Raw genomic sequence first — 22,666 nt, 5'->3', positions numbered from 1 at the left:
CAGCTCAGGCGGCCGCGAGGCGGTCGCGGAAGGACCGCAGCCGCGCGAGCGAGGAGTCCCGTCCGAGCAGCTCCATCGACTCGAACAGCGGCGGGGAGATCCGGCGCCCGGAGATCGCGCTGCGCAGGGGTCCGAAGGCCAGCCGCGGCTTGATGCCCATCTCGTCGACGATCGCGCCGCGCAGGCGCTTCTCGAGGGTCGCGGTCGCGAAGGCGTCGGCGTCCAGGGCCTCGACCTCGGCGATCGCGCGGTCGAGCACGGCCCCGGGATCCTCTCCCAGCTTCCGGGTCGCGTCCTCCTCGATCACGAGGTCCTCGTCGGCCACGAACAGGAAGCGCAGCATGTCGGGCGCCTCCCCGAGCAGGTTCATGCGCGGCTGGACGAGCGGAGTCGCGCTCGCGAGCAGCGCGTGCTCGCGCTCGGTGATCGGATCGGACACCACGCCGGCGGCCTGCAGATAGGGCACCATGCGCTCGGTGAAGTCCTCGGGCGCGAGCAGGCGCATGTGGTCGGCGTTGATCGCGGTGGCCTTCTTGATGTCCACGCGCGCCGGGTTGGGGTTGACGTCGGCGGCGTCGAACCGCTCGACCATCTGCTCGCGCGTGAAGATGTCCTGGTCGGCGCTGTAGCCCCAGCCCAGCAGGGCGATGTAGTTGACCATGCCCTCGGGCAGGAAGCCCTGCTCGCGGTAGAGGAACAGGTTGGACTCCGGGTCGCGCTTGGACAGCTTCTTGTTGCCCTCGCCCATCACGTACGGGAGGTGGCCGAACACGGGCACCCGGTCGGTCACGCCGATGTCGATGAGGGCGCGGTACAGGGCCACCTGGCGGGGCGTCGAGGACAGCAGGTCCTCGCCGCGCAGCACGTGGGTGATGCGCATGAGGGCGTCGTCGACGGGGTTGACGAGGGTGTAGAGCGGCGATCCGTTGGCGCGCACGACCACGTAGTCCGGGGTCGAGCCGGCGCGGAAGGTGATCTCGCCGCGCACGAGGTCGGTGAAGGTGATGTCCTCGTCGGGCATGCGCAGGCGCCAGACGGGCTCGCGCCCCTCGGCCCGGAAGGCGGCGCGCTGCTCGTCGGTCAGGTCGCGGTCGTAGCCGTCGTAGCCGAGCTGCGGGTCGCGGCCCGCGGCACGGTGGCGCGCGGCCGACTCCTCGGCCGTCGAGTACGACTCGTAGATGTGTCCGGCGGCCCGGAGGCGCTCGATGACGTCGGCGTAGATGGCGCTGCGCTGGGACTGGCGATAGGGCCCGTCGGGGCCGCCCACCTCGACGCCCTCGTCCCAGTCGATGCCGAGCCAGCGCATTGCGTCGAGCAGCTCGTGGTAGGACTCCTCGCTGTCGCGCGCGGCGTCGGTGTCCTCGATGCGGAAGACGAGCCGGCCGCCCGTGTGGCGGGCGTGCGCCCAGTTGTACAGGGCCGTGCGCACCATGCCGATGTGCGGGGTGCCGGTCGGGCTCGGGCAGAAGCGCACGCGCACCTGCTCGGGCTCGAGCTCCTGCTGGGCGTGGACGGGGCGGGGGTCCGGGGCTTCGACGGACGCAGAGGTCACGGAGGGTTCTCCTGGCGGTGGGACGGGGCGGCGCGTCAGCGCCGCACGACGGGGTTGGTGAGGGTGCCGATGCCCTCGATCTCGACGGTGACGCTCGCGCCCTCGGGCACGGTGCGCACGCCCGCGGGCGTGCCGGTGAGCACGACGTCGCCGGGAAGCAGGGTCGTGACGCGCGAGATCTCCGAGATGAGCTCGGGGATCGAGCGGAGCATGTCGGCGGTGGTGCCGTCCTGGGTCGTCTCGCCGTCCACGGCGGAGCGGACGGCGAGGTCGCTCACGTCGAGGTCGGTCTCGATCCACGGGCCCAGCGGGCACGAGGTGTCGAAGGCCTTGGCGCGGAACCACTGGTTCTCGGAGCGCTGGGCGTCGCGGGCCGTGAAGTCGTTGGCGCACGTGTAGCCGAGGATCAGCTCGCGCACGTCGTCGGGCTCGACGTCCTTGACGATCGTCTTCATGACGACCGCGAGCTCGGCCTCGGGGCTCACCTCGTCGCTGTAGCAGGGCAGCACGACCGGGTCGCCGGGGCCGACCACGGCGGTGTTGGGCTTGAGGAAGTACAGCGCCTGGGCGGGGACCTCGTTGCCCAGCTCGGCGGCGTGCGCGGCGTAGTTGCGGCCCACGCACACGACCTTGGACCGTGGGATGACGGGGGCGAGCAGGCGCACGTCCTCGAGCGGGAGCACGGTGCCGGTGGGACGGATCTCGGTGTACAGGGGGTCCCCGGTGATCGCGTAGACCATCTCCTGCCCGTCGCGGGGCTGGATGATGCCGTACTGGGGATCCTCGCCGGTGGTGAATCGGGCGATACGCATGCCCGCCAGTCTACGGGCCCGGCGAGGGCCGGGATCCCGGGCGGATCCGTGGCCTCCCGGGTGCTCGCGACGACGGCCGGGGGCGGCGGGGGCGTGAGGCGAGAGTGGGCGCCGAAGCCGTGGGGCGGGGCCGCGGAGGGATGGGTGCCGGGGCCGTGGGGCGTGGGCGGGGTGAAGACCGGGGAAGCATGGGATACCGGGGGACACCGGCGACGCCGGGGTCGACATCGGAGGCGGTACCGGAGGGCATGGTCGCGGGCGGGACGCTGGTGATGTGCACTGGCGATATAGCCAGTGCACATCACCAGCGTCCCGTGCAGAACACGGCACCCCGGTAGGGCACCCCGGAGGACGGCACCGCACAGCCGGCTCCCCCACCTCCCCCTGGTCACGGCCACGCCGCTCCCCCGCGGGGCGCACGCACACCCGGATCACACGCTTTTCCGTGCCGAAGGGACTCGCCGTGCGCCCGTTCCCTCGAGGCTTTCGAGGCCCGCGCCCTCCCGGAACACACCCCCAGGGCGCACGCTGCGTCGGGACACACGCTCCTCAGGGCACGCCCACGCCCCCCCACGGCGCGCGGCGCCTCCCCCTTGCCACCCTCGGTACTTAGCGTTACTGTCTACCGGTAGTCAGTGACACTGAATAGCAGAGGGAGTGCCGTGGGAGACAAGCAGAGGACCGAGATGCTCAAGGGGGTTCTCGAGGGCGTGGTCCTGGCGCTCCTGGCGATCCGGCCCGCCTACGGGTACGAGATCACCGCCCAGCTGCGCGAGCGGGGTTTCACCGAGATCGCGGAGGGCACGGTGTACGCGCTCCTCGTGCGGGTCGAGCAGCGAGGACTCGTGGACGTGCAGAAGGTCCCCTCGGAGAAGGGACCGCCTCGCAAGGTGTACTCGCTCAACGCACAGGGGCGCGACGACCTCGACGAGTTCTGGAGGATGTGGAGCGTCCTCGCAGGGCGATTGGACGAGCTCCACCAAGGAGACACGCACGCATGAACATCATCGAGAAGGTCGTCGGGGACTCCGGCGACAAGCGCCGCTGGCGCGACTACCGGGCCCGCGTGAAGGCGCTCCCGGATGGCTACCGCACGACGGCCCAGGCGCTCGAGCACTACCTGATGTACTTCGGCGCCACCGGTGGCGACATCTGGCTGACGGCCTACGAGGACCTCGCCGACCTGTTCGAGCAGGCGGCCGCCGACGGCACCCCGATCCGCGAGATCGTCGGCGCCGACCCGGTCGACTTCGCCGAGACCTTCGCGGCCAACTACGGCGGCGCGGGCTGGATCACCAAGGAGCGACGGCGGCTCACCGAGGCCGTCGAGCAGGCCGAGAGACAGCAGGGCGGCGAGCGCGCATGACCGCGACGACCCTCGTCGAGCCCGCGATCCGCGTGACCGGCCTCGAGAAGTCCTTCGGCGGCCTGCACGTGCTGCGCGGAGTGGACCTCGAGGTGGAGCGCGGCAGCGTCGTCGCGCTGCTCGGCTCCAACGGCGCGGGCAAGACGACGCTCGTCCGGATCCTGTCCACGCTGCTCCGGGCGGACGCCGACGCCTGCGCGGTGCGCGGGATCGACGTCGCGCGTCGTCCCGAGCAGGTGCGGGAGACGATCAGCCTCACCGGCCAGTTCGCCGCCGTCGACGAGATCCTCACCGGCCGCGAGAACCTCGTCATGATCGCGCGTCTGCGCCATCTGCACGATCCCGGCCGTATCGCCGACGACCTGCTCGCCCGCTTCTCGCTCGCCGGGTCCGGCGGCCGACGCGTGGGCACCTACTCGGGCGGGATGCGCCGTCGTCTCGACATCGCCATGAGCCTCATCGGCGACCCGTCGGTCGTCGTGCTCGACGAGCCGACGACGGGGCTCGACCCGCAGGCGCGCATCGAGGTGTGGCAGGCGGTGCGGGGCCTGGCCGAGAACGGGACCACGGTGCTGTTGACGACGCAGTACCTCGAGGAGGCCGAGCAGCTGGCCGACCGGATCGCGATCCTGCATCACGGCCGGATCATCGCCGACGGCACCCTCGCCGAGCTCCGGCGGCTGCTGCCTCCCGCGAGGGCCGAGTACGTCGAGAAGCAGCCGACGCTCGAGGAGATCTTCCTCGCGATCGTCGGCGACGAGCGGGAGGGAACACCGTCATAACAGCTCACGCCTTCAGTGACACTGCGGTGCTCACGGGCCGCTCGCTGCGCGACGTCGTGCGCAGCCCCGACACCATCATCACCGCGGCGCTCATGCCGATCGCCATGATGCTGATGTTCGTCTACGTGCTCGGCGGCGCGATCGACACCGGCTCGGGCGTGGGCAGCGGCTCCTACGTGGACTACCTGCTGCCGGGCATCCTGCTCCTCACCGTGGTGATGGGCATCTCGTACACCGCGTTCCGCCTGTTCCTGGACATCAAGGGCGGGATCGTCGAGCGCTTCCGCTCGATGCCGATCGCGCGGTCGAGCGTGCTGTGGGCCCACGTCCTCACCTCGGTCGTGGCGATCCTCGTCTCGCTCCTCGTCGTCGTCGGCGTCGCCCTCCTCCTGGGCTTCCGCTCGGATGCCGGCGTGCTCGCGTGGCTGGGCGTGGCGGGGATCCTCGTCCTGGTCGCGCTCGCGCTCACCTGGGTCGCGGCGATCCCCGGCCTGGTCGCGAGGTCGGTGGACGGCGCGAGCGCGTTCTCCTACCCGCTCATCCTCCTGCCGTTCCTCAGCTCCGCGTCCGTGCCCACCGACTCGATGTCGGGCCCCGTGCGCTGGTTCGCCGAGCACCAGCCGGTGACCTCGATCGTCGACACCATCCGGAGACTGCTCACGGCCCAGCCGGTCGGCGACGACATCTGGATCGCCCTCGCTTGCTGCGTGGGCATCCTCGTGGCAGCCCAGCTCGCCGCGACCGCGGTGTATCGCGCCGCGAGCCGGTGACGCGCACCCCTCGCCCGCACCGCACACCCTCGCGACGTCAACACTGGTTGACACGCGGGACGTGCAGGCGGATGCTGGACGGCGAGATCGCCGCACGGATCGAGGAGGTCCGAGATGTCCACCACGCTCGCCCAGGACGAGAACCCTGACGACGACGCCCTGCGCCGGCTGAGCACGCTCGCACGCACGCGCCAGGAGGCCGAGACGGCGTTCGAGCGAGAGCAGAGCGCACTCGTGCGCCGCGCCCGCAACGCCGGGGCGTCGTGGGCGGCGGTGGCCTCGGCGATCGGGGTCAGCCGGCAGGCCGTCCACCGCAAGTACGGCGGCTCCCGCTTCTCGCGGAGCTGACCGGGGCCCTTACCGGGACCGCGGCGACGACGGATCGGGACGGTGCGCTCGGTGCCGTCGGGGCATGATCGCCTCCGGTCGTCGACGCGCCGGGACGCGGTGCGTCCGCTCCCTGGCACACTGGCGCGGTGCCCATCCCGCCCGTCGAGCCGTCCTCCGCGATCCCCGGTCCCGCGCACCTGCTGAGCCTGGACGAGGCGCAGGCAGCACGCGAGGCCCATGAGGCGCGGGCGGACCGTCTGACGGCCGAGCACCGGACGCGCCGAGCTCAGGGTGTCAAGCATCCCGTCGAGGACTTCCTGTTCACGTACTACCCCTTCTCCCCCTCGCGGCTGCGCCGATGGCACCCCGGGTGGCACGCGGCGTACCCGACCGCGGCGGACCCGGTGCCGGAAGCCGGGAGACCGCCGGTCGGCGACCTGCGCGCGGACGGCTCGCGGTCCTGGTACGTCGACGCGCCCGGCCCGGGCCGCGACGATGGAGCCGGCGTCGTCCTGCGACGCGCGGACGTGGACCGCTACGTGCGCGAACGAGCCGACGCGCTCGGCTTCATGGCGCGCCTCCTGCGCGCCTCTTCGCTGCGCGAACGCACGCCGAACCTCGCGTGCTTCGGCCTGCACGAGTGGGCGATGGTCTACCGCCTCACCCCCGGCGCGCAGCGCCACGAGGACCTGCCCCTGCGCCTGGGCCAGCAGGCGACCGATGCGGTCGTCGAGCGCGAGCGCCTCGTCTGCTCCCACATCGACGCCTTCCGCTTCTTCACACCCGAGGCCGTGCCGCGCAACGCCGTGCGTCCCACGCGCGAGACCCAGGTGCGCCGCGACAACCCGGCCTGCCTGCACGTGGGCATGGACCTCTACAAGTGGGCCATGAAGCTCACGCCGCTCGTCCCCTCCGACCTCGTGCTCGACTGCTTCGAGCACGCCCGGGACACGCGCGTGCTCGACATGGAGGCGAGCCCGTACGACGTGCGGCCGCTCGGCTACGGCGTGGTCCCGATCGAGACGGCCGAGGGCAAGGCGGAGTACGTGCGGCGCCAACGGGAGCTCGCGGGACGGGCCGACGGGCTGCGCGAGCGGATCCTCGCCGTCGTCGAGCCCCTCGCGGCCGTCGCGGGCCCGACCGCGCCGTCCACCCTCTGACGGCTCGCGGCCGGTCCTCGTCAGGAGGCGGGCCGGAGCAGGACGGCGAACTCCTCGAGGGTGCTCTCGAGCGGTATCGAGGGTTCGAGCAGCCACTGGATCTGCAGGCCGTCGGACGCCGCGATCAGCAGGGCGGCCACCCGCTCGGGGTCGACGTCGCCGCGCACGCTGCCCTCGGCCTGCTGCAGCGCGAGGCGTCCGGCGAGGTCGCGCCGCAGCCGCGCGAACCGCTCGGTGAAGAAGGCCGTGCCCTCGCGCCCGCCCGGGGGGCCGCCGTGGGCCGCCTCCTCCTCGAGCGAGGCGGCGAGCAGCGTCGAGTACAGCTGCACGAGTCCGGGCACGTGCACGTTCCGGGTCGCGGCCTCGACGAGCGTGTCGACCGCGCCGTGCACGGGAGGCGCGTCGGGGTCGTCCCGGCGCTGGGCCTCGGCGTGCTCGTAGACCGCGAGCAGCAGCTGCTCGCGCGAGTGGAAGTAGTGCAGGAGAGCGCCGTGGGAGACGCCGATCGCCTCGGCGATCCGCCGCAGGGAGGTCCCCTCCGCTCCCCGCTCCCGGAAGACCTCGAGCGCACGGTCGAGGATCTCCCGGCGTCGCGCGACGCCCTTGGCGTAGGACCCCCTCCTCCCGATCACCGCGGGCGTCTCGTCGGACGAGGCGCCGGAGGGGGTCTCGGGGGTCGGCATGCCCTCGAGTGTACGAGGCGTCTCAAAAAACCTCCGCTCGGATGTTTTTGCCGTAGCATGGTCATCACCCTCGAGGGCGCCCCGCGCCCCTGCACAACGACGTACGAGAGAAGGCACCTGTGACCACACCCGCCGCGTCCGTCCAGCTGTACACGCTGGCCACGCAGTTCACCGACGACATGCACGGCTCGCTCGAGAAGCTCGCGGCCATCGGCCTGCGCGAGGTCGAGGCGTTCCGCTTCGTCGACGAGCCGCAGAAGATCCGCGAGGCGCTCGACGCGACCGGGATGACCGCTCCGACGGGCCACGCTCCGCTGCTCTCGGACACTCTGTGGACCCCCGACGGCTCGACCCCGACGCCTGCGCCCGAGGTGGTCTTCGAGGCCGCCGCGACGATCGGCATGAGCACCGTGATCGACCCGTTCGTCGACCCCGAGCGCTGGCGGACCGAGGACGGCGTGGCCGACATCGCCGAGCGCCTCAACAAGGCGGCCGAGCTCGCGACGACGTTCGGGCTGAGCGTCGGCTACCACAACCACGCGATGGAGTTCGTGGCCGACTTCGACGGGCAGAGCCCGTACGAGCGCTTCGTGTCGCTCACCGAGGACCGGGTGGCCCTCGAGCTCGACCTGTACTGGGCCATGGTGGGCGGCCAGGACGTCCCCGCCCTGGTCTCCCGGCTCGGCGACCGCCTGCTGGCGATCCACGTCAAGGACGGCGTCTCCCCCGGCCTCAACCCCTGGGCCCCCGGCGCCGAGGACTTCAGCTCCGCGAGCCTCGACCAGCGGCGCCCGGGCGAGGGCGACGTGCCGCTCGTCGAGTCCCTGCAGGCCGCGACGAACATCGCCCACGCCGTCATCGAGTACGACCACGCGCCCGGTGACGTCTTCGAGGACATCGCCGCGAGCTACGCCTTCCTGCGCGACGGGGGGTTCGTGCGATGAGCCCCGTCGGCATCGGCATCATCGGGGCGGGCGTCATCAGCGACACCTACCTCGAGCATCTCGGCTCCTTCCCCGACGTCGAGGTCCTCGCCGTCGGCGACCTCGTGCCCGAGCGCGCCCGTGCCCAGGCGGACAAGCACGGCGTGCCCCGCGCGGGCACGGCGGAGGACGTGCTCGCCGATCCGGACGTGCAGGTGATCGCGAACCTCACGATCCCCGCCGCCCACACCGAGGTCTCCTCGCGCGCGATCGCGAGCGGCAAGCACGTGTGGACCGAGAAGCCGGTCGGCCTCGACCGCGAGAGCAGCGCGGCGCTCCTGCGCGCCGCCGCCTCCGCGGGGCTGCGCGTCGGCTCCGCCCCCGACACCGTGCTCGGCCCGGGGTTCCAGACCGCCAAGCGCGTGATCGCGCGCGGCGACATCGGTCGGCCGCTCTTCGCGCAGACGTCGATGCAGTGGCAGGGCCCCGAGCTCTTCCACCCCAGCCCGGCGTTCCTCTTCGCCCAGGGCGCGGGTCCGCTCCTGGACATGGGCCCGTACTACATGTCCGCGCTGATCAGCCTGCTCGGACCCGTCGCCCGCGTCGGCGCGCTCGGGCTCAAGGGGCAGGAGGAGCGCAGCATCCAGGTCGGTCCCCAGGCCGGGACCACCTTCCCGGTCGAGGTGCCCTCGACGATCTCCGTGCTCACGGCGTTCGAGGGAGGCCAGCAGGCCCAGAGCCTGCTCAGCTTCGACTCGCCCCTGGCCCGGCACGGCGTCGTGGAGATCCACGGGACCGAGGGCTCGCTCGTGCTGCCCGACCCGAACCGCTTCGAGGGCCGGATCGCGCTCGCGCGCCCGCTCACGTCCGCGACCGACGGCGGCCCGATCGACCAGGAGTGGATCGAGATCGAGCAGGAGGGCGTGGTCGCCGGGCGCGGCACCGGCCTGCTCGACATGGTGCGCGCGATCGCCGAGAACCGTCCCCACGTCGCGAGCGGGGAGCTCGGCTACCACGTGCTCGACGTCCTGCTGTCGGCGGAGGAGTCGGCCGCCTCCGGCGCGTTCGTCGAGGTCGAGAGCACGGTCGCACCCGTGCCCGCGGTCCCGGTCGACTTCGATCCCTTCGCCCGGACGCTCGACTGACCTCACGGACATGAGCGGGCGGCCCGGCACGGACGTGCCAGGCCGCCCGTCACTGCTCAGCGGCGACGGCGCCAGGGCTCGATCCATGCCCGGGTCCCGTCGACCCCGCACGAGAACGAGGCCACCTCGGCGGCGTGCACGACCGCGTCGCGCACACCGGCACCCCCGGCGCGCGCCCAGCAGTAGGCGCCGTGGAAGATGTCGCCCGCGCCGTTGGTGTCGCGCACGGCGACCCCGGTGGGCGGCGCCACCCGGCCCTCGGCGTCGCCGGCGTCGCCGAGCCCGGCGGCGAGGTAGCCGATAGGGCCCGCACCGCCCGTGCGCACGACCACCTCGGGCCCGGCCTCGCGGACCGCGCGGAGCACGTCCCGCCGGCCGGGAACGGCGAAGTCGTCGGAGCAGACCACCTCGCGGGCCAGGGGGAACAGGTCCGCGTACACGGGGCGCCATCGGCCCGCATCCAGCACGAGCGGCACCCCGGCCTCGCCGGCGAGGCGCGCGGCGGCGACCGCGGCCCCCGCGCCGTGCCCGTCGAACAAGGCGATGTCGGCCTCGGAGAGGGCCTCGGCCATCGCGGAGGGATCGAGGTCGGCGGGGAAGCCCCGTGCGTCGATCGAGACCACGTCGCGACCGCCGTCGGCGACCACGGTGACCGAGGAGATCGGCGGCTCGAAGTCCTCGGCGGCGAGGTCGAGCAGGCGCACGCCCCAGCGGTCCAGGTCCGCCCGGAGGATCCCCGAGACGGCGGTGCCGCCGACCGGTGCGGCGAGGGTCGCCCGGCCGCCGAGCCCCGCGAACGCGACCGCCGCGTTGAGCGCCGGGCCGCCGGGGATCACGTGCTGCGAGGTCGCCGTGACCTTGGAGTCGGGCGCGGGACGCGATGCCACCGTGTGCGTGACGTCGAGCGTCGCGAGCCCGAAGAAGAGACCACGGGGACCGGTGCGCGGTGCGGAGGCACGCCCACCCGATGACGTCGGCTCGGTCATCGGGTCAGCCTAGCGTCGAGGCCGTGACGCCGGCCGGAGCCCTCGACGCCGGAGGATCCTCAGTGCCACCAGGGGATGTTGTCGTCCGCCCAGTCGTTGACGTCGCCGGCCCAGGACTCGACGGTCTCCTGCACGTCGCCCGGCACCAGGTTCTCCACGACGTACTGCGGCGCGTCGAGGAGGGGGTCGAGGATCGGCACCGCGTCGCGCACGAACCCCGTGCCCTGCCCGTAGAGGGACTCCGCGGTGTCGAGCAGCGACGCCGGAGCACCCATGCTCTCGAGCAGGAACCGGGTCGTCGAGCCGCCGTGGTCGCCGCCCTGGGCCGCGTCCATCTGCGCGAGGACCGTCGCGGCCGACCACACCGAGTCGATCCCGCCCGTGACGATCCCGCCGCCCTCGCCGACAGCCATCGCGATCGGATGCGGCACGAGGCTCACGATCCCGAAGGCCGAGTCGAGCGCGTTGACCCCGTAGGAGACGAGACCGTCCACCGTGCCGTAGAGCTCGCCGTCCTGGAACGACTGCGAGGCGTCGTACAGCCCGATCCCGGCGCTCGCGAGGTCGAAGGGCAGGCCCACGGCGGTGGCGACCTCGCCCGGGAACATGCCCCACACGTCGAGGCCGAGGCTCAGCGTGTTCCACGCGCCGGTGCCCAGCAGCCCCGACTCCGGACCTCCCAGGAGATCGCCGAAGAAGCCGTCGGACTCCCGCGGCTCGTAGTCGTCGAGCCAGCGGACGAACTGATCCCAGGGGCTGCCTCCACCGGAGCCGTCGCCGCCGGACCCGTCGCCCCCGGAACCGCTCGCGCAGTCCTGCTCCTCGCCCTCCTGCTGGAGGACGAGTGCCCTCTCGTGCAGCTGCCCGGCGCATGCGCGCATGTGCGTCGCGACGTCGCTGCTCCAGTCCGAGCGGAAGGCGTCGGCGTCCGGACCCTGCCAGTCGACGCCCGTGACGAGCGGGTCGAGACGGTCCACGAGCTCGAGCAGTCGCTGCCGGGCGTCACCGGCGCGGTGGGACAACGCGACCATCTGGTCCGTGTCGGCTCCGTAGAACATGGCAGGCCCTCCCGCTCGGATGCGCGCCGCCTGCGCGTCATGTGCTGGCATGCTAGAGCGCCGCGCCGGGCACCGGCGATGGGGAGGACTCCCCATCCCCTCGGGCCGGCCCGATCGCTACGCTGGCCCCACGATCCGGGCCCTTCCGTGCCCGGACGCGGAGCGGGACGGGGGCGAGCCATGGACGCCACGAGCGTGGGGGCCGCGCCCCCCGAGGTCGTTCTCTACCGCGCGCGGACGGCTCCGTGGCTGCGCCTCGCGGGCGCCGCCCTGATCCTCGTCCTGGTCGTGCTCGCCGCGGCCTGGAACGCATCCCTGCTCGCACGGGGCGACGGGCCCACCTCGTGGTCCGTCCTGGGCTCCCTCCTCGTGATCGGCCTGCCCGCGGTCCTCGTGGTGCTCGGCCTGCGGCCGGCGTTCAGCGTGACCACCCGCGGCATCACGGTCACCGGGCAGCTCGGCGGCCGCCGCATCCCCTGGTCGGACGTGCAGCTCGTGCGGATCTCCGGCCGCCCCCAGGACCGCGGCGGCGCCGAGGTGGTGCTGCACGACGGCACCGTGGTGCGCTCGCCGATCACGGCCGCGCGCTTCGCCCTCCGCCGGGGCGAGAGCCCGGACGACCACGGCCCCGACATCCGCAGCCCGGCACGCCCCGTCCGGGCCGCTGTCGACGCCCATCGCCGCTACCTGCGCGGCGAGTTCGGCGCGCCGGCGCCCCGCCCGCTTCCCGCAGCCCCCTTCGAGGACAGGAGCCGTCGATGAGCACTCCCCCGCCCGCCACCGCACGCCAGGTCGCCGCCGCAGGAGCCCTCGCCCCGCATGCGGCCGGCGCGGGACGTCCGCTGCCCAGCCTGACCGACGAGGAGATCATCGCGCTCGTCGACGAGGACGCGCTCGCCGGCTTCGACCTGCCGTGGGTCGACGGGCGGGAGTCCCGCCCGACCGGGTTCTCGCGCGCCGAGGCACGGCTGTCGGCCGCGCGGTCGCTCCTGGCCCGCGGCGTCCTGGCCCCCGAGTCCGCCGTGGCGCAGGCCGAGGGGCGACGGGTCGAGGGGGACCCGTCCGCCTACGTGCCCGACGCGCTCCTGACGGGGATCCTCGCCCGCCGTGTCCTGTCGCCCCTCGTCGTGCGCATCGAGGGGCCGCTGCAGGATCGCGTCACGATCGTCGTGATGTTCGTCGACCATGACGGCAGCGTCCTGGTCGAGCAGGTGTCCCCGGACGGCCTGCACCACTTCGCGATGTGCGACCGCGAGCACGCGGCGCGCCTCCTGGTGGGCCGGCTCCTGCCGCCCGAGGTGCCCGCCGTCGACCCGGCCAGCGCCGTCGGCACCTGGGACGAGCTGCTCGCGGACCCGCAGGTGGGGCCCGTGCTCGAGGACGCGCGTCGCCGCTCACGGGTCCAGGTGCTCGACCGCCGGGACGGTGCGCGAGATCGGCTCCTCGTGCTCGCCGGCCCCCGTGGTCTCGCGCTCGTCGAAGGCGACGAGGAGAGGTCGGATCCCGCCTCGGACACCCCGTTGCGCGCCGCCCTGGCCGACCCCGCCGGGATCGAGGACCTCGCGGCATCGCTCGTGAGGATCGACGCGCTCTCCCCTGAGGATCGGGACGCAGCCGCCGACTGACGTCCGCGCCGCCCGCCGGGGAGGCCGCCCCCGCACGTCGGGACCGCGCCCGGTGCCTGGCAGACTGGCCCCATGCCCTCCCTCGCCCCCTTCCTGCCCGGCACGCCTGCGCACCCCGTCACCGATCCCGAGGCGATCGTGGACGGGTTCCTCGCGAGCCAGGAGGCCGTGGGACGCAGCCTCTACCCGCACCAGGAGGAGGCGCTGCTCGCGGTCGCGAGCGGGGACCACGTGATCGCCGCGACGCCGACCGGGTCGGGCAAGACCACGATCGGCTACGCGGCGATCTTCGCCGCCGTCTCCCGCGGCGAGCGCGCCTACTACACGGCTCCCATCAAGGCGCTCGTCTCGGAGAAGTTCTTCGACCTGGTCGCCATGTTCGGCGCCGACATGGTCGGCATGATGACGGGCGACTCGTCGGTCAACCACGACGCCCCCATCATCGTGTGCACCGCCGAGATCCTCGCCAACCACGCGCTGCGCGACGGCGAGACCTCCGATGTCGGCCTCGCCGTGATGGACGAGTTCCACTTCTACGGCGACTCCCAGCGGGGCTGGGCCTGGCAGGTGCCGCTCGTGGAGCTGCCCCGCTGCCAGTTCGTGCTCATGAGCGCGACCCTCGGGGACGTGTCCTTCTTCGTCGAGGACCTCGAGGCCCGCACCGATCGCGGGGTCACCGTGGTCGCGGACGCTCCGCGGCCCGTGCCGCTCGACTTCCGCTGGTCGCTCGAGCCGCTGCCGGACACGATCCAGCGCATCCTCGCCGAACGGGACGCGCCCGTCTACATCGTCCACTTCACCCAGAAGGACGCGCTCGAGCAGGCGCAGGCCCTCGCCGGCACGAAGGTCCTGGACCGCGAGGAGCAGGAGCGGATCCGGGAGCTGATCGGCGACTTCCGCTTCTCCAAGGGATTCGGGCAGATCCTGTCGCGTCTCGTGCGCCAGGGCATCGGCGTCCACCACGCCGGCATGCTGCCGAAGTACCGCCGGCTCGTCGAGCGTCTGGCCCAGTCCGGCCTGCTCAAGATCATCTGCGGCACCGACACCCTGGGGGTCGGCATCAACGTGCCCATCCGCACGGTGCTGCTCACCGGCCTGGCCAAGTACGACGGCCGGCGCACGCGGCTGCTCAACGCGCGGGAGTTCCACCAGATCGCCGGACGCGCGGGCCGGGCGGGCTTCGACACGGTGGGCCACGTGGTCGTGCAGGCCCCCGAGTGGACGATCGAGTTCGAGCGCGAGCGCGCCAAGCACGCCGCCCGCCAGGAGACGGGCGCGGTCCCCAACAACGCCAAGAAGCGCAAGAAGGAGCCCAAGCCCAAGATCCCCGACGGCGCGGTGACCTGGTCCGAGGCGAACCTCGCGCGTCTGGTCGAGAACCCTCCCGAGCCGCTGCGCCCGCACCTGCGGATCACGTCCTCGATGCTGCTCGCGCTCGTGAGCCGCCCTGGCGACGCGGTCGCCGCAGGACGCCACCTGATCTACGCCTCCCACCAGACGCGCACCCAGCAGGTCGCGCTCGCGCGCCAGGCCCTCGAGCTGCTGCGGGGGCTGCGGGACGCCGACATCGTCGAGGTGCTCGCCGAGCCCGACCATCTGGGACGGCGGATCGTGCTGACCGAGGACCTGCAGCTCGACTTCACCATGAACCAGCCGCTCGCACCGTTCGCGATCGCGATGATCGACTCCCTCGACGAGGAGTCCGAGACCCTCACGATGGACACGGTCTCGATCATCGAGGCGATCCTCGAGGACCCGCACCAGATCCTGCTGGCGCAGCAGAGCGCCGCCAAGGGCGAGCTGCTCGCCGAGCTCAAGGCCGATGGCGTCGAGTACACCGAGCGGATGGCTCTGCTCGACGAGGTCACGTGGCCCAAGCCGCTCGCCGACGATCTCGAGGCGGCGCTCGAGATCTACCGGCGGCATCACCCGTGGGTGCGCGAGGACGATCTCTCGCCCAAGTCCGTGGTCCGCGAGATCTACGAGACCGGCCAGACCTTCAGCGAGTTCGTGCAGCGCTACGGCCTGCAGCGCTCCGAGGGCATCGTGCTGCGCTACCTCTCGGACGCGTACCAGGCGATGCGCCGCACGATCCCCCAGGACCTGCGCACCGACGAGCTCGAGGACGTCATCGAGTGGCTCGGGGTGCTCGTGCGCGGCATCGACTCCTCGCTGCTCGACGAGTGGGAGGCGCTCGCCCATCCCGAGGACGCCGAGGACGACGCGGCGAGCGCGCTGCGACCGAGCACGCCGCGCGCGCTCTCGGCCCAGACGAAGGTGCTGCGCCAGATGGTGAGGGCCGCGATGTGGCAACGCGTCGAGCTGTTCGCCTTCGAGCGTGAGGAGCGGCTGGGGCAGCTCGACGCGGCCTCGGGCTGGGACCGGCGGCGCTGGGCCGAGGCGATGGACGCGTACTACGACACGTACGACGAGGTCGGCATCGACGGCTCGGCGCGGTCGCCGCAGCTCCTCGTGATCGACGAGGAGTCGAGGGTGTGGCACGTCCGCCAGCTGCTCGACGACCCGCAGGGCCACCACGACTGGGCGATCGAGGCGGATCTCGATCTCGAGGCGACCGACGAGGCGGGCGAGCCCGTACTCGCGATCACCGCGGTCGGGGAGGTCGGCGGCTACTGAGGCTCAGCCGCGGGCGCCGGTCTCGACGCGGGCGGCCTCGAGGTCGAGGTCGACCATGAGCTCGGCGGCGATCGTCTCGAGGGCGTCGCGCAGGTCGCCCTCCTGGGCGCCCTCGCCGAGCCTCACGACCGCGTCGACCTCGAACAGCACGCCGCCGCCCTCGGGCGCGGCGGACGTCCAGGAGCGGAACTCGTCGATCGTCACGTGCTGCGCGGCGAGCGTCGAGGACACCTCGCGCACCATGCCGGGGCGGTCCTGGCCGACGAGGTGCAGCCGCATCGGGGCCGCGGTCGAGGGCGCGTGCACCCCGGCCGGCATGGGCTCCTGGACGGGCGTGATCTCGACGCGCCAGCCGACGGTGTCGAGCAGGGACACGATGGCGCGGCCCAGGTCGTCGGCCCGGGCGGGGTCCAGCTCGACGAGCACGACGCCGGAGAACTTACCGGCCAGGCGCGCGAACTGGCTGTCGAGCCAGTTGCCGCCGTGCTCGGCGACCGCGCCGGACAGGGCGGAGACGAGGCCTTCGCGGTCGTCGCCGATCGCCGTGAGCACGAGGGTGGTCATGGGCGTCACCCTAGCGGATGGCGGCTCACCGCCCGGCCAGATCGCGACGCCGGAACCCGACCAGTCCCACGACGAGGAGCACGAGGGCGAGCACGGTCTCGACCACGATCGCGTCCCACGCCTCCCCCGACACGGCGGGACCGGGCAGATGCGGCAGGTGGCCCCACGGGGTGAGCTCGATCAGCCAGCTCGGGAAGCGCAGCAGCGCGCCGACCCACGCGGCGAACAGCGACCAGCCCAGGAGCACCCACACGAGCACGAGCAGGCGCGGCACCCAGCCCAGGAGCGCCGTCGCGACCCCGAGCACGAGCAGCACCCCGGGCACGAGGGCGAGGCCCGCGAGGGCCATGGCGCCGCTGCGTCCCCCGCCGGCGGTGCCGGCGAGCGCGAGGCCCATGAGCGCGCACGTGAGGACCGCGAGCAGGACTCCGGTCGCGACGGCGATCACGACGTGGCCGCCGAGATACCGCGGCCGGCTCGTCGCCGTCGCGAGCACCAGCTCGGCGTGCCCCTCGACCTCCTCGGCGTGGGCGCGCGTGAGCAGGCTCGTCGCGCCGAGGGTCAGGATGGCGACCACGAGCCCCGCCATCGCACCCAGGAACGCGTCGGTGATCCGGCCCGGGTCCCCGCCCAGCCGCTCCAGCACGCCCGACAGGCCCGGGCTGTCCTGGGCGGCGGCGGTCGCCTGCGCCGCGAGGGAGCCGATCGCGAGGCCGGTGACGATCATCGCGACGCTCCAGCCGATCACGCCGCCGCGCGAGAGGCGCCAGGCGAGCGCCCCGGCCGACCGCAGGCCCCGTGGGCCGCGCGCGGGGCCCTCGCGCGCGGCGACGAGGCCCGATCCTAGGTCGCGGCGGGACTCGAGCACCACGGAGAGCACGACGAGCACCGCGGTGAGCGCGAACGGGAGCAGCAGCACCCAGAACCTCTCGTGGGCGTAGGGGCGCACGAGCGCGGGCCAGGACAGCGGGTTCAGCCACGGCAGCACGCCGCTCGCGGGCGCCCGCGTCGGGTCCTCGGAGCCGTCGACGACCGCGCGCAGCAGGTACAGGCCGCCGACGGCGACCCCGCAGGCCCAGGCCCGGGCGGCGCGCGCGGTCGTGAACACCTGGGCGATCAGGGCGCCGACGCCCGTGAACGCGGCGCCCGTCGCGGCGATCGCGAGGGCCGAGGCGAGAGCGCCGACCACGGGGGTGCCGAGCGCCGCCAGGGCGAGCAGCAGCAGCGCGCCGAGCACGACGTCGGCCACGAGGGCGAGGACGAACGCGGCGACGAGCGGGACGTGGCGCCCGACCGCTCCGGCGCGCACGAGGTCGAGCCGGCCGGTCTCCTCCTCCGCGCGGGTGGCCCGGATGACGCCGAACACGGACATGAGCGCGGCGGCGGCCGCCGTGAACGCGCCGACCCTCCAGAACGCGAAGCCTCCCGCGGTGCTCAGGTCGAACGGCGGGCCGAGGATCGCGCGCATGGTCGGGTTCGCGGCGAGCTGGGTGACCATCGCATCGCCGGCCGCTCCCGCCGGGACGAGTGTCGGGTACTGGGAGATGGTCAGCGGCATCATCGACAGCAGCACCAGCACCCAGATCCCCCAGAACACGAGGCTGCGACGCGCCTGGAGCCGCAGCACCGTCGCGAGCCCGGTCATCGCGCCTCGCCGCCTCGCGCCGCATGGCGCCCGTGGCGCCGCGCCGGCTCTGCCTGCCGTGCCTGCGGTGCCTGTGGTGTCTGCCGTGCCGGCCCGTCGCCCGGTGCCGTGCCGCGGCCGTCGTAGTAGCGCACGAAGATCTCCTCGAGCGTGGGCGGCACGGAGGTGAGGCTGCGGACGTCGCTGCGGGCGAGCAGCTCGAGCACGGGCGCCATGGCCTCGGCCTCGACCTGCAGGGTGAGCCGGTCCCCGTCGATCTCGACGCCGTGCACGCCGGGCAGCGCGTCGAAGCCCTCGGGCCTGCGGCCGAGGACGGCGGTCACGTGGAGTCGCTGGAGGTGGCGCAGCCGTTCGAGGGGACCGGACTCGACGATGCGCCCGTCCTTGATGATGGAGACCGTGTCGCACAGCGCCTCGACCTCCGAGAGGATGTGCGAGCTGAGCAGCACGGTGCGGCCTCGTGCCTTCTCCTCGGCGATCACCTCGCGGAAGGTGCGCTCCATGAGCGGGTCCAGGCCCGAGGTCGGCTCATCGAGCAGGAGCAGCTCGACGTCGGAGGCGAGCGCCGAGACGAGCGCGACCTTCTGCCGGTTGCCCTTGGAGTAGCTGCGGCCCTTCGTGCGCACGTCGAGCTCGAAGCGCTCGACGAGCTCGTCGCGCCGGCGCACGTCGAGGCTGCCGCGGGCCCGGGCGAGCAGGTCGATCGCCTCTCCCCCGCTCAGGTTGGGCCACAGCGAGACGTCGCCCGGCACACAGGCGAGACGGCGGTGCAGCCGGGGCGCGTCGCGCCACGCGTCGCCGCCGAGGACCCGGGCCGTCCCGGCATCGGGCCGCAGGAAGCCCAGCAGGATCCGGATGGTCGTGGACTTGCCCGCACCGTTGGGGCCGAGGAACCCGCGCACCTCCCCCGTCGCGACCGTCAGGTCGAGCCCGTCGAGGGCCCGGGTGCGCCCGAACGTCTTGGTCAGGTCGTGGATCTCGATCGCGTCAGCCATCGTCATGCCTCGTCCTCCGGGGCGGATCGCGCTCCCGGTGCCACGTGGGGCGGCCGGTCGGCCGTCGTCACCCCTGCACTGTGGACCCGCCGACACCGCGGGTCAAGGGACCGACAGGCCCGTCTGCGAGCCGGTCACGCGCTGCGCCGCGTGCCCTCCCGGCGCATCGTCGCGTCCTCGAGGACCCGGCACGCCCGCTCGAGCGGGAGGCCGCGTCCCACGGCGACGCCCACGAGGAACGAGGCGATCGGTGCCATCGACCGCTGCACCTCGTGCGCGACCACGCCCGTGGTCTCGTGGACGCGGTCGACGTCGAGCTCGGCGCCGTCCAGGCCCAGCGCGTCCACCATGTCCGCGAGCCACGGCTCGAGCACGGTGGCCCAGTCCTCCTGCTGCGTCACCGGCGCCTTGCCGCCGGGCGGGGTCGTGGGCATCAGAACCTCACCTTCTCCCAGCCGCGGCGCTCGGCCTCGCGGCGCGGGTCCTTGGACCGGTACACGATGTAGGGGCGGGTGAGATAGCCCAGCGGCACGGCGAACACGTGCACGAGGCGCGTGAACGGCCAGATCGCGAACAGCAGCATCGCCGAGAGGATGTGCAGCTGGAAGAAGATCGGGGCGTGGCCCATGAGGCCGATGTCCGGGTGCAGCAGCCAGAACTGGCGGAACCAGATCGAGACGCCCTCGCGGTAGTTGTAGTCGCCCAGCGTCGTGTGCACGAGGGTCGCGAGCACCCCGAAGCCGATCGTGAGCGAGAGGCTCAGGTACATGATCTTGTCGCCGACCGTCGTCGCGCCGAACACGCGCGCGTTGGAGCGGCGGCGGTACAGCAGGATCAGCAGCCCGCCCACGCACGCGATGGCCGCCGCGAGCCCGACCGACGCCGCGAACAGGTGGTACCAATGGTCCTGGATGCCGAGGGCCCGGGTCCAGGACTGCGGGATGCCGAGCCCGATGACGTGACCGAAGAAGATGCCGATGATCCCGAAGTGGAACATCGGCGAGCCGATGCGCAGGAGCTTGGACTCGTAGATCTGGCTGGAGCGGGTGGTCCAGCCGAAGCGGTCCTGGGTGAAGCGCCAGACGTGGCCGAGCACGAACACCGCGAGCGCGACGTAGGGCACGACGGCCCACAGGAAGATCTCCAGCGGGGAGTAGGGAACGGTCATCGTGCACGACCTCTCATGATCTCGATGTCGACGGGCCCGGGACGGGCCGCGGGGGCGCCGGGGCCGTCGTGGCTCGAGCATCCCCCTCCGGGCAGCGCGCTCGGCGCCGTCCCGGGTTCGGCGCCGTAGCCGTCGAGCCCCACGAGCTCCTCCTCGGGGCCCTCGGCGGCCAGGCGCAGGACGGCCTCGCGGTCGTCCGCGTCGAGCGGCGGCAGCGTCGCGCACACCGCTCGCAGCACCCCGTTCCAGGGCGAGTCGATCTCCTCGAGGTGCAGGCGCAGCAGCTCGACCCCGGCCCGGTTCTGGCGCAGGATCTTCGCGCCCGCCTCGGCGTCGTGCCCTGCGGCGAACTCGAGCACGACGCCCAGGTGGTCGGGCAGCTCGTCGTCGCCGAGCTCGACGCCCGCCCGGCGGAAGTCCTGCTTGATGCGCACGAGCGCCATCCCGCGTCGGCGGGTGTCGCCCTGGCTGAAGTAGGTGAGGTACAGGCATCCGCGGCGCCGCGTGTCGAACGTGTCGACGTAGGCCTCCTGCAGCTCGATGAGGTCGTTCCCGGCGAGCGCGGCGACGGCTTCGCCGAGCGCGACGCCCGCCCTGCCCGGCACGCTGCGGGCGACGGCGCGGATGGTCGGCAGCTGGGCGAGCATCTCGGGCCCCGGGTAGCCGATGAGCCACGAGGCGCACGCCCAGGTGGCCCGCAGCTCGTCGAGCGCGAGGCCGCTCGCGTGCAGGGGGTCGCGCACGTCGCCGCGCGGGTGCGCGGTCGGCCCGGCGCCGCGGTCGAGGACTCGGGCGAGCAGTCCCATCAGACGCCTCCCGTCTCGGAGGTGCGCGGGAACAGGCCCGCGGGCCTGCCCTGCCCGTCCCAGTTCAACAGGTTCACGCGACCCCGCTCGGGGCGGGGCACGAAGCCCTCGGCCTCGGCCGCCGCGCGCTTCTCGCCGTAGCCGGGCCCGGCCATGCCCATCGACTCCTCGGGCAACGCCATGTTGGCCATGCCGGGGCCGCCCGGGGCGTTGAGCGGGCAGTCGGTCGAGATGCCCTCGAGGTTGTGGGCGCTCTCGTAGTGGCCCACGGGGATCACGTACCGCTCGTCGTACTTGGCCAGGGCCAGCAGGCGGTACATCTCCTGCATGCGCCACCCCTCCATGCCGACGGCGTTGGCGATGCCCTCCTTCGGCTCGGCGCCCAGGTTGATGTCGCGCATGTACGAGCGCATCGCCGCCATCCGGTACAGCACCCGCTCGACGGTGGGCACGTCGCCCGCCGTGAACAGGTTGGCGAGGTACTCCACGGGGATGCGCAGCGCGTCGATCGCGGCGAACAGGTTCTCGGCGTCCTCGGCGTCGTAGCCCGTGTCGCGCACGACGTCGATGACCGGGGACAGCGGCGGGATGTACCAGACCATCGGCATGGTGCGGTACTCCGGGTGCAGCGGCAGTGCCACCTCGTACTCCTTGATGAGCGCGTAGGTGGGCGAGCGCTGGGCCGCGAGGATCCAGTCGTGGGAGATCCCGGAGGCCTTGGCGCCCGCGATCACCTCGGGGTCGTGCGGATCGAGGATGAGGTCGCGCTGGGCCCGGTAGAGGTCCTTCTCGTCCGGGGTCGAGGCGGCCGCGGTCACCGCGTCGGCGTCGTACAGCACGAGGCCGAGGTAGCGCAGGCGGCCCACGCAGGTCTCGGCGCACACGGTCGGCTCGCCGGCCTCGATGCGCGGGTAGCAGAACGTGCACTTCTCGGCCTTGCCGGTGCGGTGGTTGAAGTAGATCTTCTTGTACGGGCAGCCGGTCACGCACATGCGCCAGCCGCGGCAGCCGTCCTGGTCCACCAGGACGATGCCGTCCTCCTCGCGCTTGTAGATCGCGCCCGAGGGGCACGAGGCCGCGCACGACGGGTTCAGGCAGTGCTCGCAGATGCGGGGCAGGTAGAACATGAAGGTCTTGTCGAACTCGAGGGACACCTTGTCCTCGATGCCCTTGAGCATCGGGTCCTTGTCCTTGTGGGCGTAGGTGCCGCCGAGGTCGTCGTCCCAGTTGCCCGACCAGTCGATCTGCACCCGCTCGCCCGTGATGAGGGACTTCGGCGGGGCCGTCGGAATGTTCTTCTGCTCGGGCGCGGTCAGCAGCGTGTCGTACTCGTACGTCCACGGCTCGTAGTAGTCCTCGATGCCCGGGAGCTTGGGGTTGGAGAACAGCTGGAGCAGCTTGGTGAGGCGGCCGCCGGCCTTGAGGTGCAGGCGGCCGTTGCGCCCGATCTCCCAGCCGCCGCGCCACTTCTCCTGGTCCTCGTACCCGCGGGGGTAGCCCTGGCCGGGCCGGGTCTCGACGTTGTTGAACCAGATGTACTCGGTGCCCGAGCGATTGGTCCACGCCTGCTTGCACGTCACCGAGCAGGTGTGGCAGCCGATGCACTTGTCGAGGTTCATCACCATCGACATCTGCGCCATGACCTTCATGAATGCCCTC

23 protein-coding genes are annotated in these 22,666 nt (G+C 72.8%); 11 read left to right on the top strand and 12 right to left on the bottom strand.

Annotated features, from left to right (window positions below):
- Nucleotides 1-4: 4 nt before the first annotated feature.
- Entirely contained in the window at nt 5-1,432 is a 1,428-nt protein-coding gene (gltX, locus tag BRM3_RS10525; protein WP_263595445.1) for a glutamate--tRNA ligase, read from the bottom strand.
- A gap of 155 nt (nt 1,433-1,587) precedes the next feature.
- Nucleotides 1,588-2,364 carry a fumarylacetoacetate hydrolase family protein gene (locus BRM3_RS10520; RefSeq protein ID WP_263593275.1) on the bottom strand — a complete coding sequence of 259 codons (777 nt, stop codon included), beginning with the start codon at nt 2,362-2,364 and terminating at the stop codon, nt 1,588-1,590.
- Between the two features lie 686 nt (nt 2,365-3,050).
- Between BRM3_RS10520 and BRM3_RS10515 the strand changes: the two genes are divergently transcribed.
- The 6 genes from BRM3_RS10515 (at nt 3,051) to BRM3_RS10490 (ending at nt 6,772) form a co-directional block, all read left to right on the top strand.
- On the top strand, nt 3,051-3,365 hold the full coding sequence (locus BRM3_RS10515) for a PadR family transcriptional regulator (protein WP_263595444.1): 315 nt from the start codon (nt 3,051-3,053) through the stop codon (nt 3,363-3,365).
- Nucleotides 3,362-3,730 (top strand): DUF1048 domain-containing protein, encoded by a 369-nt coding sequence (locus tag BRM3_RS10510; RefSeq protein WP_263593274.1) that lies wholly within the window; start codon nt 3,362-3,364, stop codon nt 3,728-3,730. The genes BRM3_RS10515 and BRM3_RS10510 overlap by 4 nt, the downstream gene beginning before the upstream one ends.
- A complete protein-coding gene (locus BRM3_RS10505; protein WP_263593273.1) occupies nt 3,727-4,512 on the top strand; it encodes an ABC transporter ATP-binding protein in 786 nt (261 codons plus the stop codon). Before BRM3_RS10510 ends, BRM3_RS10505 begins: the two co-directional genes overlap by 4 nt.
- Nucleotides 4,509-5,282 carry an ABC transporter permease gene (locus BRM3_RS10500; protein WP_263595443.1) on the top strand — a complete coding sequence of 258 codons (774 nt, stop codon included), beginning with the start codon at nt 4,509-4,511 and terminating at the stop codon, nt 5,280-5,282. Before BRM3_RS10505 ends, BRM3_RS10500 begins: the two co-directional genes overlap by 4 nt.
- 114 nt (nt 5,283-5,396) lie before the next feature.
- Complete coding sequence (locus BRM3_RS10495; protein ID WP_263593272.1) at nt 5,397-5,630, top strand: AsnC family protein; 234 nt, start codon at nt 5,397-5,399, stop codon at nt 5,628-5,630.
- A gap of 128 nt (nt 5,631-5,758) precedes the next feature.
- Entirely contained in the window at nt 5,759-6,772 is a 1,014-nt protein-coding gene (locus BRM3_RS10490; protein ID WP_263593271.1) for a 3-methyladenine DNA glycosylase, read from the top strand.
- Between the two features lie 20 nt (nt 6,773-6,792).
- Here the strand turns inward: BRM3_RS10490 and BRM3_RS10485 are convergent, their stop codons facing one another.
- Nucleotides 6,793-7,455 (bottom strand): TetR/AcrR family transcriptional regulator, encoded by a 663-nt coding sequence (locus tag BRM3_RS10485; protein ID WP_263593270.1) that lies wholly within the window; start codon nt 7,453-7,455, stop codon nt 6,793-6,795.
- Nucleotides 7,456-7,574: 119 nt separating this feature from the next.
- Here BRM3_RS10485 and BRM3_RS10480 point away from each other — a divergent pair, with 119 nt between their 5' ends.
- Nucleotides 7,575-8,399, top strand: a complete 825-nt coding sequence (locus BRM3_RS10480; RefSeq protein WP_263593269.1) for a sugar phosphate isomerase/epimerase family protein — start codon at nt 7,575-7,577, stop codon at nt 8,397-8,399.
- Nucleotides 8,396-9,523 (top strand): Gfo/Idh/MocA family protein, encoded by a 1,128-nt coding sequence (locus BRM3_RS10475; protein WP_263593268.1) that lies wholly within the window; start codon nt 8,396-8,398, stop codon nt 9,521-9,523. The genes BRM3_RS10480 and BRM3_RS10475 overlap by 4 nt, the downstream gene beginning before the upstream one ends.
- 56 nt (nt 9,524-9,579) lie before the next feature.
- Here the strand turns inward: BRM3_RS10475 and BRM3_RS10470 are convergent, their stop codons facing one another.
- Both BRM3_RS10470 and BRM3_RS10465 read right to left on the bottom strand, forming a co-directional pair.
- Nucleotides 9,580-10,509: a PfkB family carbohydrate kinase gene (locus BRM3_RS10470; protein ID WP_263593267.1), complete on the bottom strand. Its 930-nt coding sequence runs from the start codon at nt 10,507-10,509 to the stop codon at nt 9,580-9,582.
- 59 nt (nt 10,510-10,568) lie between these two features.
- The gene (locus BRM3_RS10465) at nt 10,569-11,567 is read right to left on the bottom strand and encodes a hypothetical protein (protein WP_263593266.1); all 999 of its coding nucleotides are present in this window, start codon (nt 11,565-11,567) and stop codon (nt 10,569-10,571) included.
- Between the two features lie 180 nt (nt 11,568-11,747).
- Here BRM3_RS10465 and BRM3_RS10460 point away from each other — a divergent pair, with 180 nt between their 5' ends.
- The 3 genes from BRM3_RS10460 (at nt 11,748) to BRM3_RS10450 (ending at nt 15,829) form a co-directional block, all read left to right on the top strand.
- Nucleotides 11,748-12,329, top strand: a complete 582-nt coding sequence (locus BRM3_RS10460; RefSeq protein ID WP_263593265.1) for a PH domain-containing protein — start codon at nt 11,748-11,750, stop codon at nt 12,327-12,329.
- Complete coding sequence (locus tag BRM3_RS10455; RefSeq protein ID WP_263593264.1) at nt 12,326-13,192, top strand: hypothetical protein; 867 nt, start codon at nt 12,326-12,328, stop codon at nt 13,190-13,192. Before BRM3_RS10460 ends, BRM3_RS10455 begins: the two co-directional genes overlap by 4 nt.
- A gap of 72 nt (nt 13,193-13,264) precedes the next feature.
- Nucleotides 13,265-15,829, top strand: a complete 2,565-nt coding sequence (locus tag BRM3_RS10450) for a DEAD/DEAH box helicase (protein ID WP_263593263.1) — start codon at nt 13,265-13,267, stop codon at nt 15,827-15,829.
- A gap of 3 nt (nt 15,830-15,832) precedes the next feature.
- Here BRM3_RS10450 and BRM3_RS10445 read toward each other — a convergent pair whose 3' ends face one another.
- The 7 genes from BRM3_RS10445 to narH form a co-directional block, all read right to left on the bottom strand.
- Nucleotides 15,833-16,393 (bottom strand): glycine cleavage system protein R, encoded by a 561-nt coding sequence (locus BRM3_RS10445; RefSeq protein WP_263593262.1) that lies wholly within the window; start codon nt 16,391-16,393, stop codon nt 15,833-15,835.
- Between the two features lie 25 nt (nt 16,394-16,418).
- Nucleotides 16,419-18,038: an ABC transporter permease gene (locus tag BRM3_RS10440; protein WP_263593261.1), complete on the bottom strand. Its 1,620-nt coding sequence runs from the start codon at nt 18,036-18,038 to the stop codon at nt 16,419-16,421.
- Nucleotides 18,035-19,033 (bottom strand): ABC transporter ATP-binding protein, encoded by a 999-nt coding sequence (locus tag BRM3_RS10435; RefSeq protein ID WP_263595442.1) that lies wholly within the window; start codon nt 19,031-19,033, stop codon nt 18,035-18,037. The genes BRM3_RS10440 and BRM3_RS10435 overlap by 4 nt, the downstream gene beginning before the upstream one ends.
- Before the next feature lie 134 nt (nt 19,034-19,167).
- Nucleotides 19,168-19,467, bottom strand: coding sequence for a DUF6457 domain-containing protein (locus tag BRM3_RS10430; protein ID WP_263593260.1), 300 nt, complete (start codon nt 19,465-19,467; stop codon nt 19,168-19,170).
- Nucleotides 19,467-20,201 carry a respiratory nitrate reductase subunit gamma gene (gene narI, locus BRM3_RS10425; protein WP_263593259.1) on the bottom strand — a complete coding sequence of 245 codons (735 nt, stop codon included), beginning with the start codon at nt 20,199-20,201 and terminating at the stop codon, nt 19,467-19,469. The genes BRM3_RS10430 and narI overlap by 1 nt, the downstream gene beginning before the upstream one ends.
- Nucleotides 20,198-21,007 (bottom strand): nitrate reductase molybdenum cofactor assembly chaperone, encoded by an 810-nt coding sequence (narJ, locus tag BRM3_RS10420; RefSeq protein WP_263593258.1) that lies wholly within the window; start codon nt 21,005-21,007, stop codon nt 20,198-20,200. Before narJ ends, narI begins: the two co-directional genes overlap by 4 nt.
- Nucleotides 21,007-22,656, bottom strand: a complete 1,650-nt coding sequence (narH, locus tag BRM3_RS10415) for a nitrate reductase subunit beta (protein ID WP_263593257.1) — start codon at nt 22,654-22,656, stop codon at nt 21,007-21,009. The genes narJ and narH overlap by 1 nt, the downstream gene beginning before the upstream one ends.
- Between the last annotated feature and the right edge of the window lie 10 nt (nt 22,657-22,666).

Source organism: Brachybacterium huguangmaarense (genome assembly GCF_025725725.1).
Taxonomy (GTDB): Bacteria; Actinomycetota; Actinomycetes; order Actinomycetales; family Dermabacteraceae; genus Brachybacterium; species Brachybacterium huguangmaarense.
Note: the sequence above shows the minus strand (reverse complement) of the source record. Positions and strands in the feature narration are given on the sequence as shown.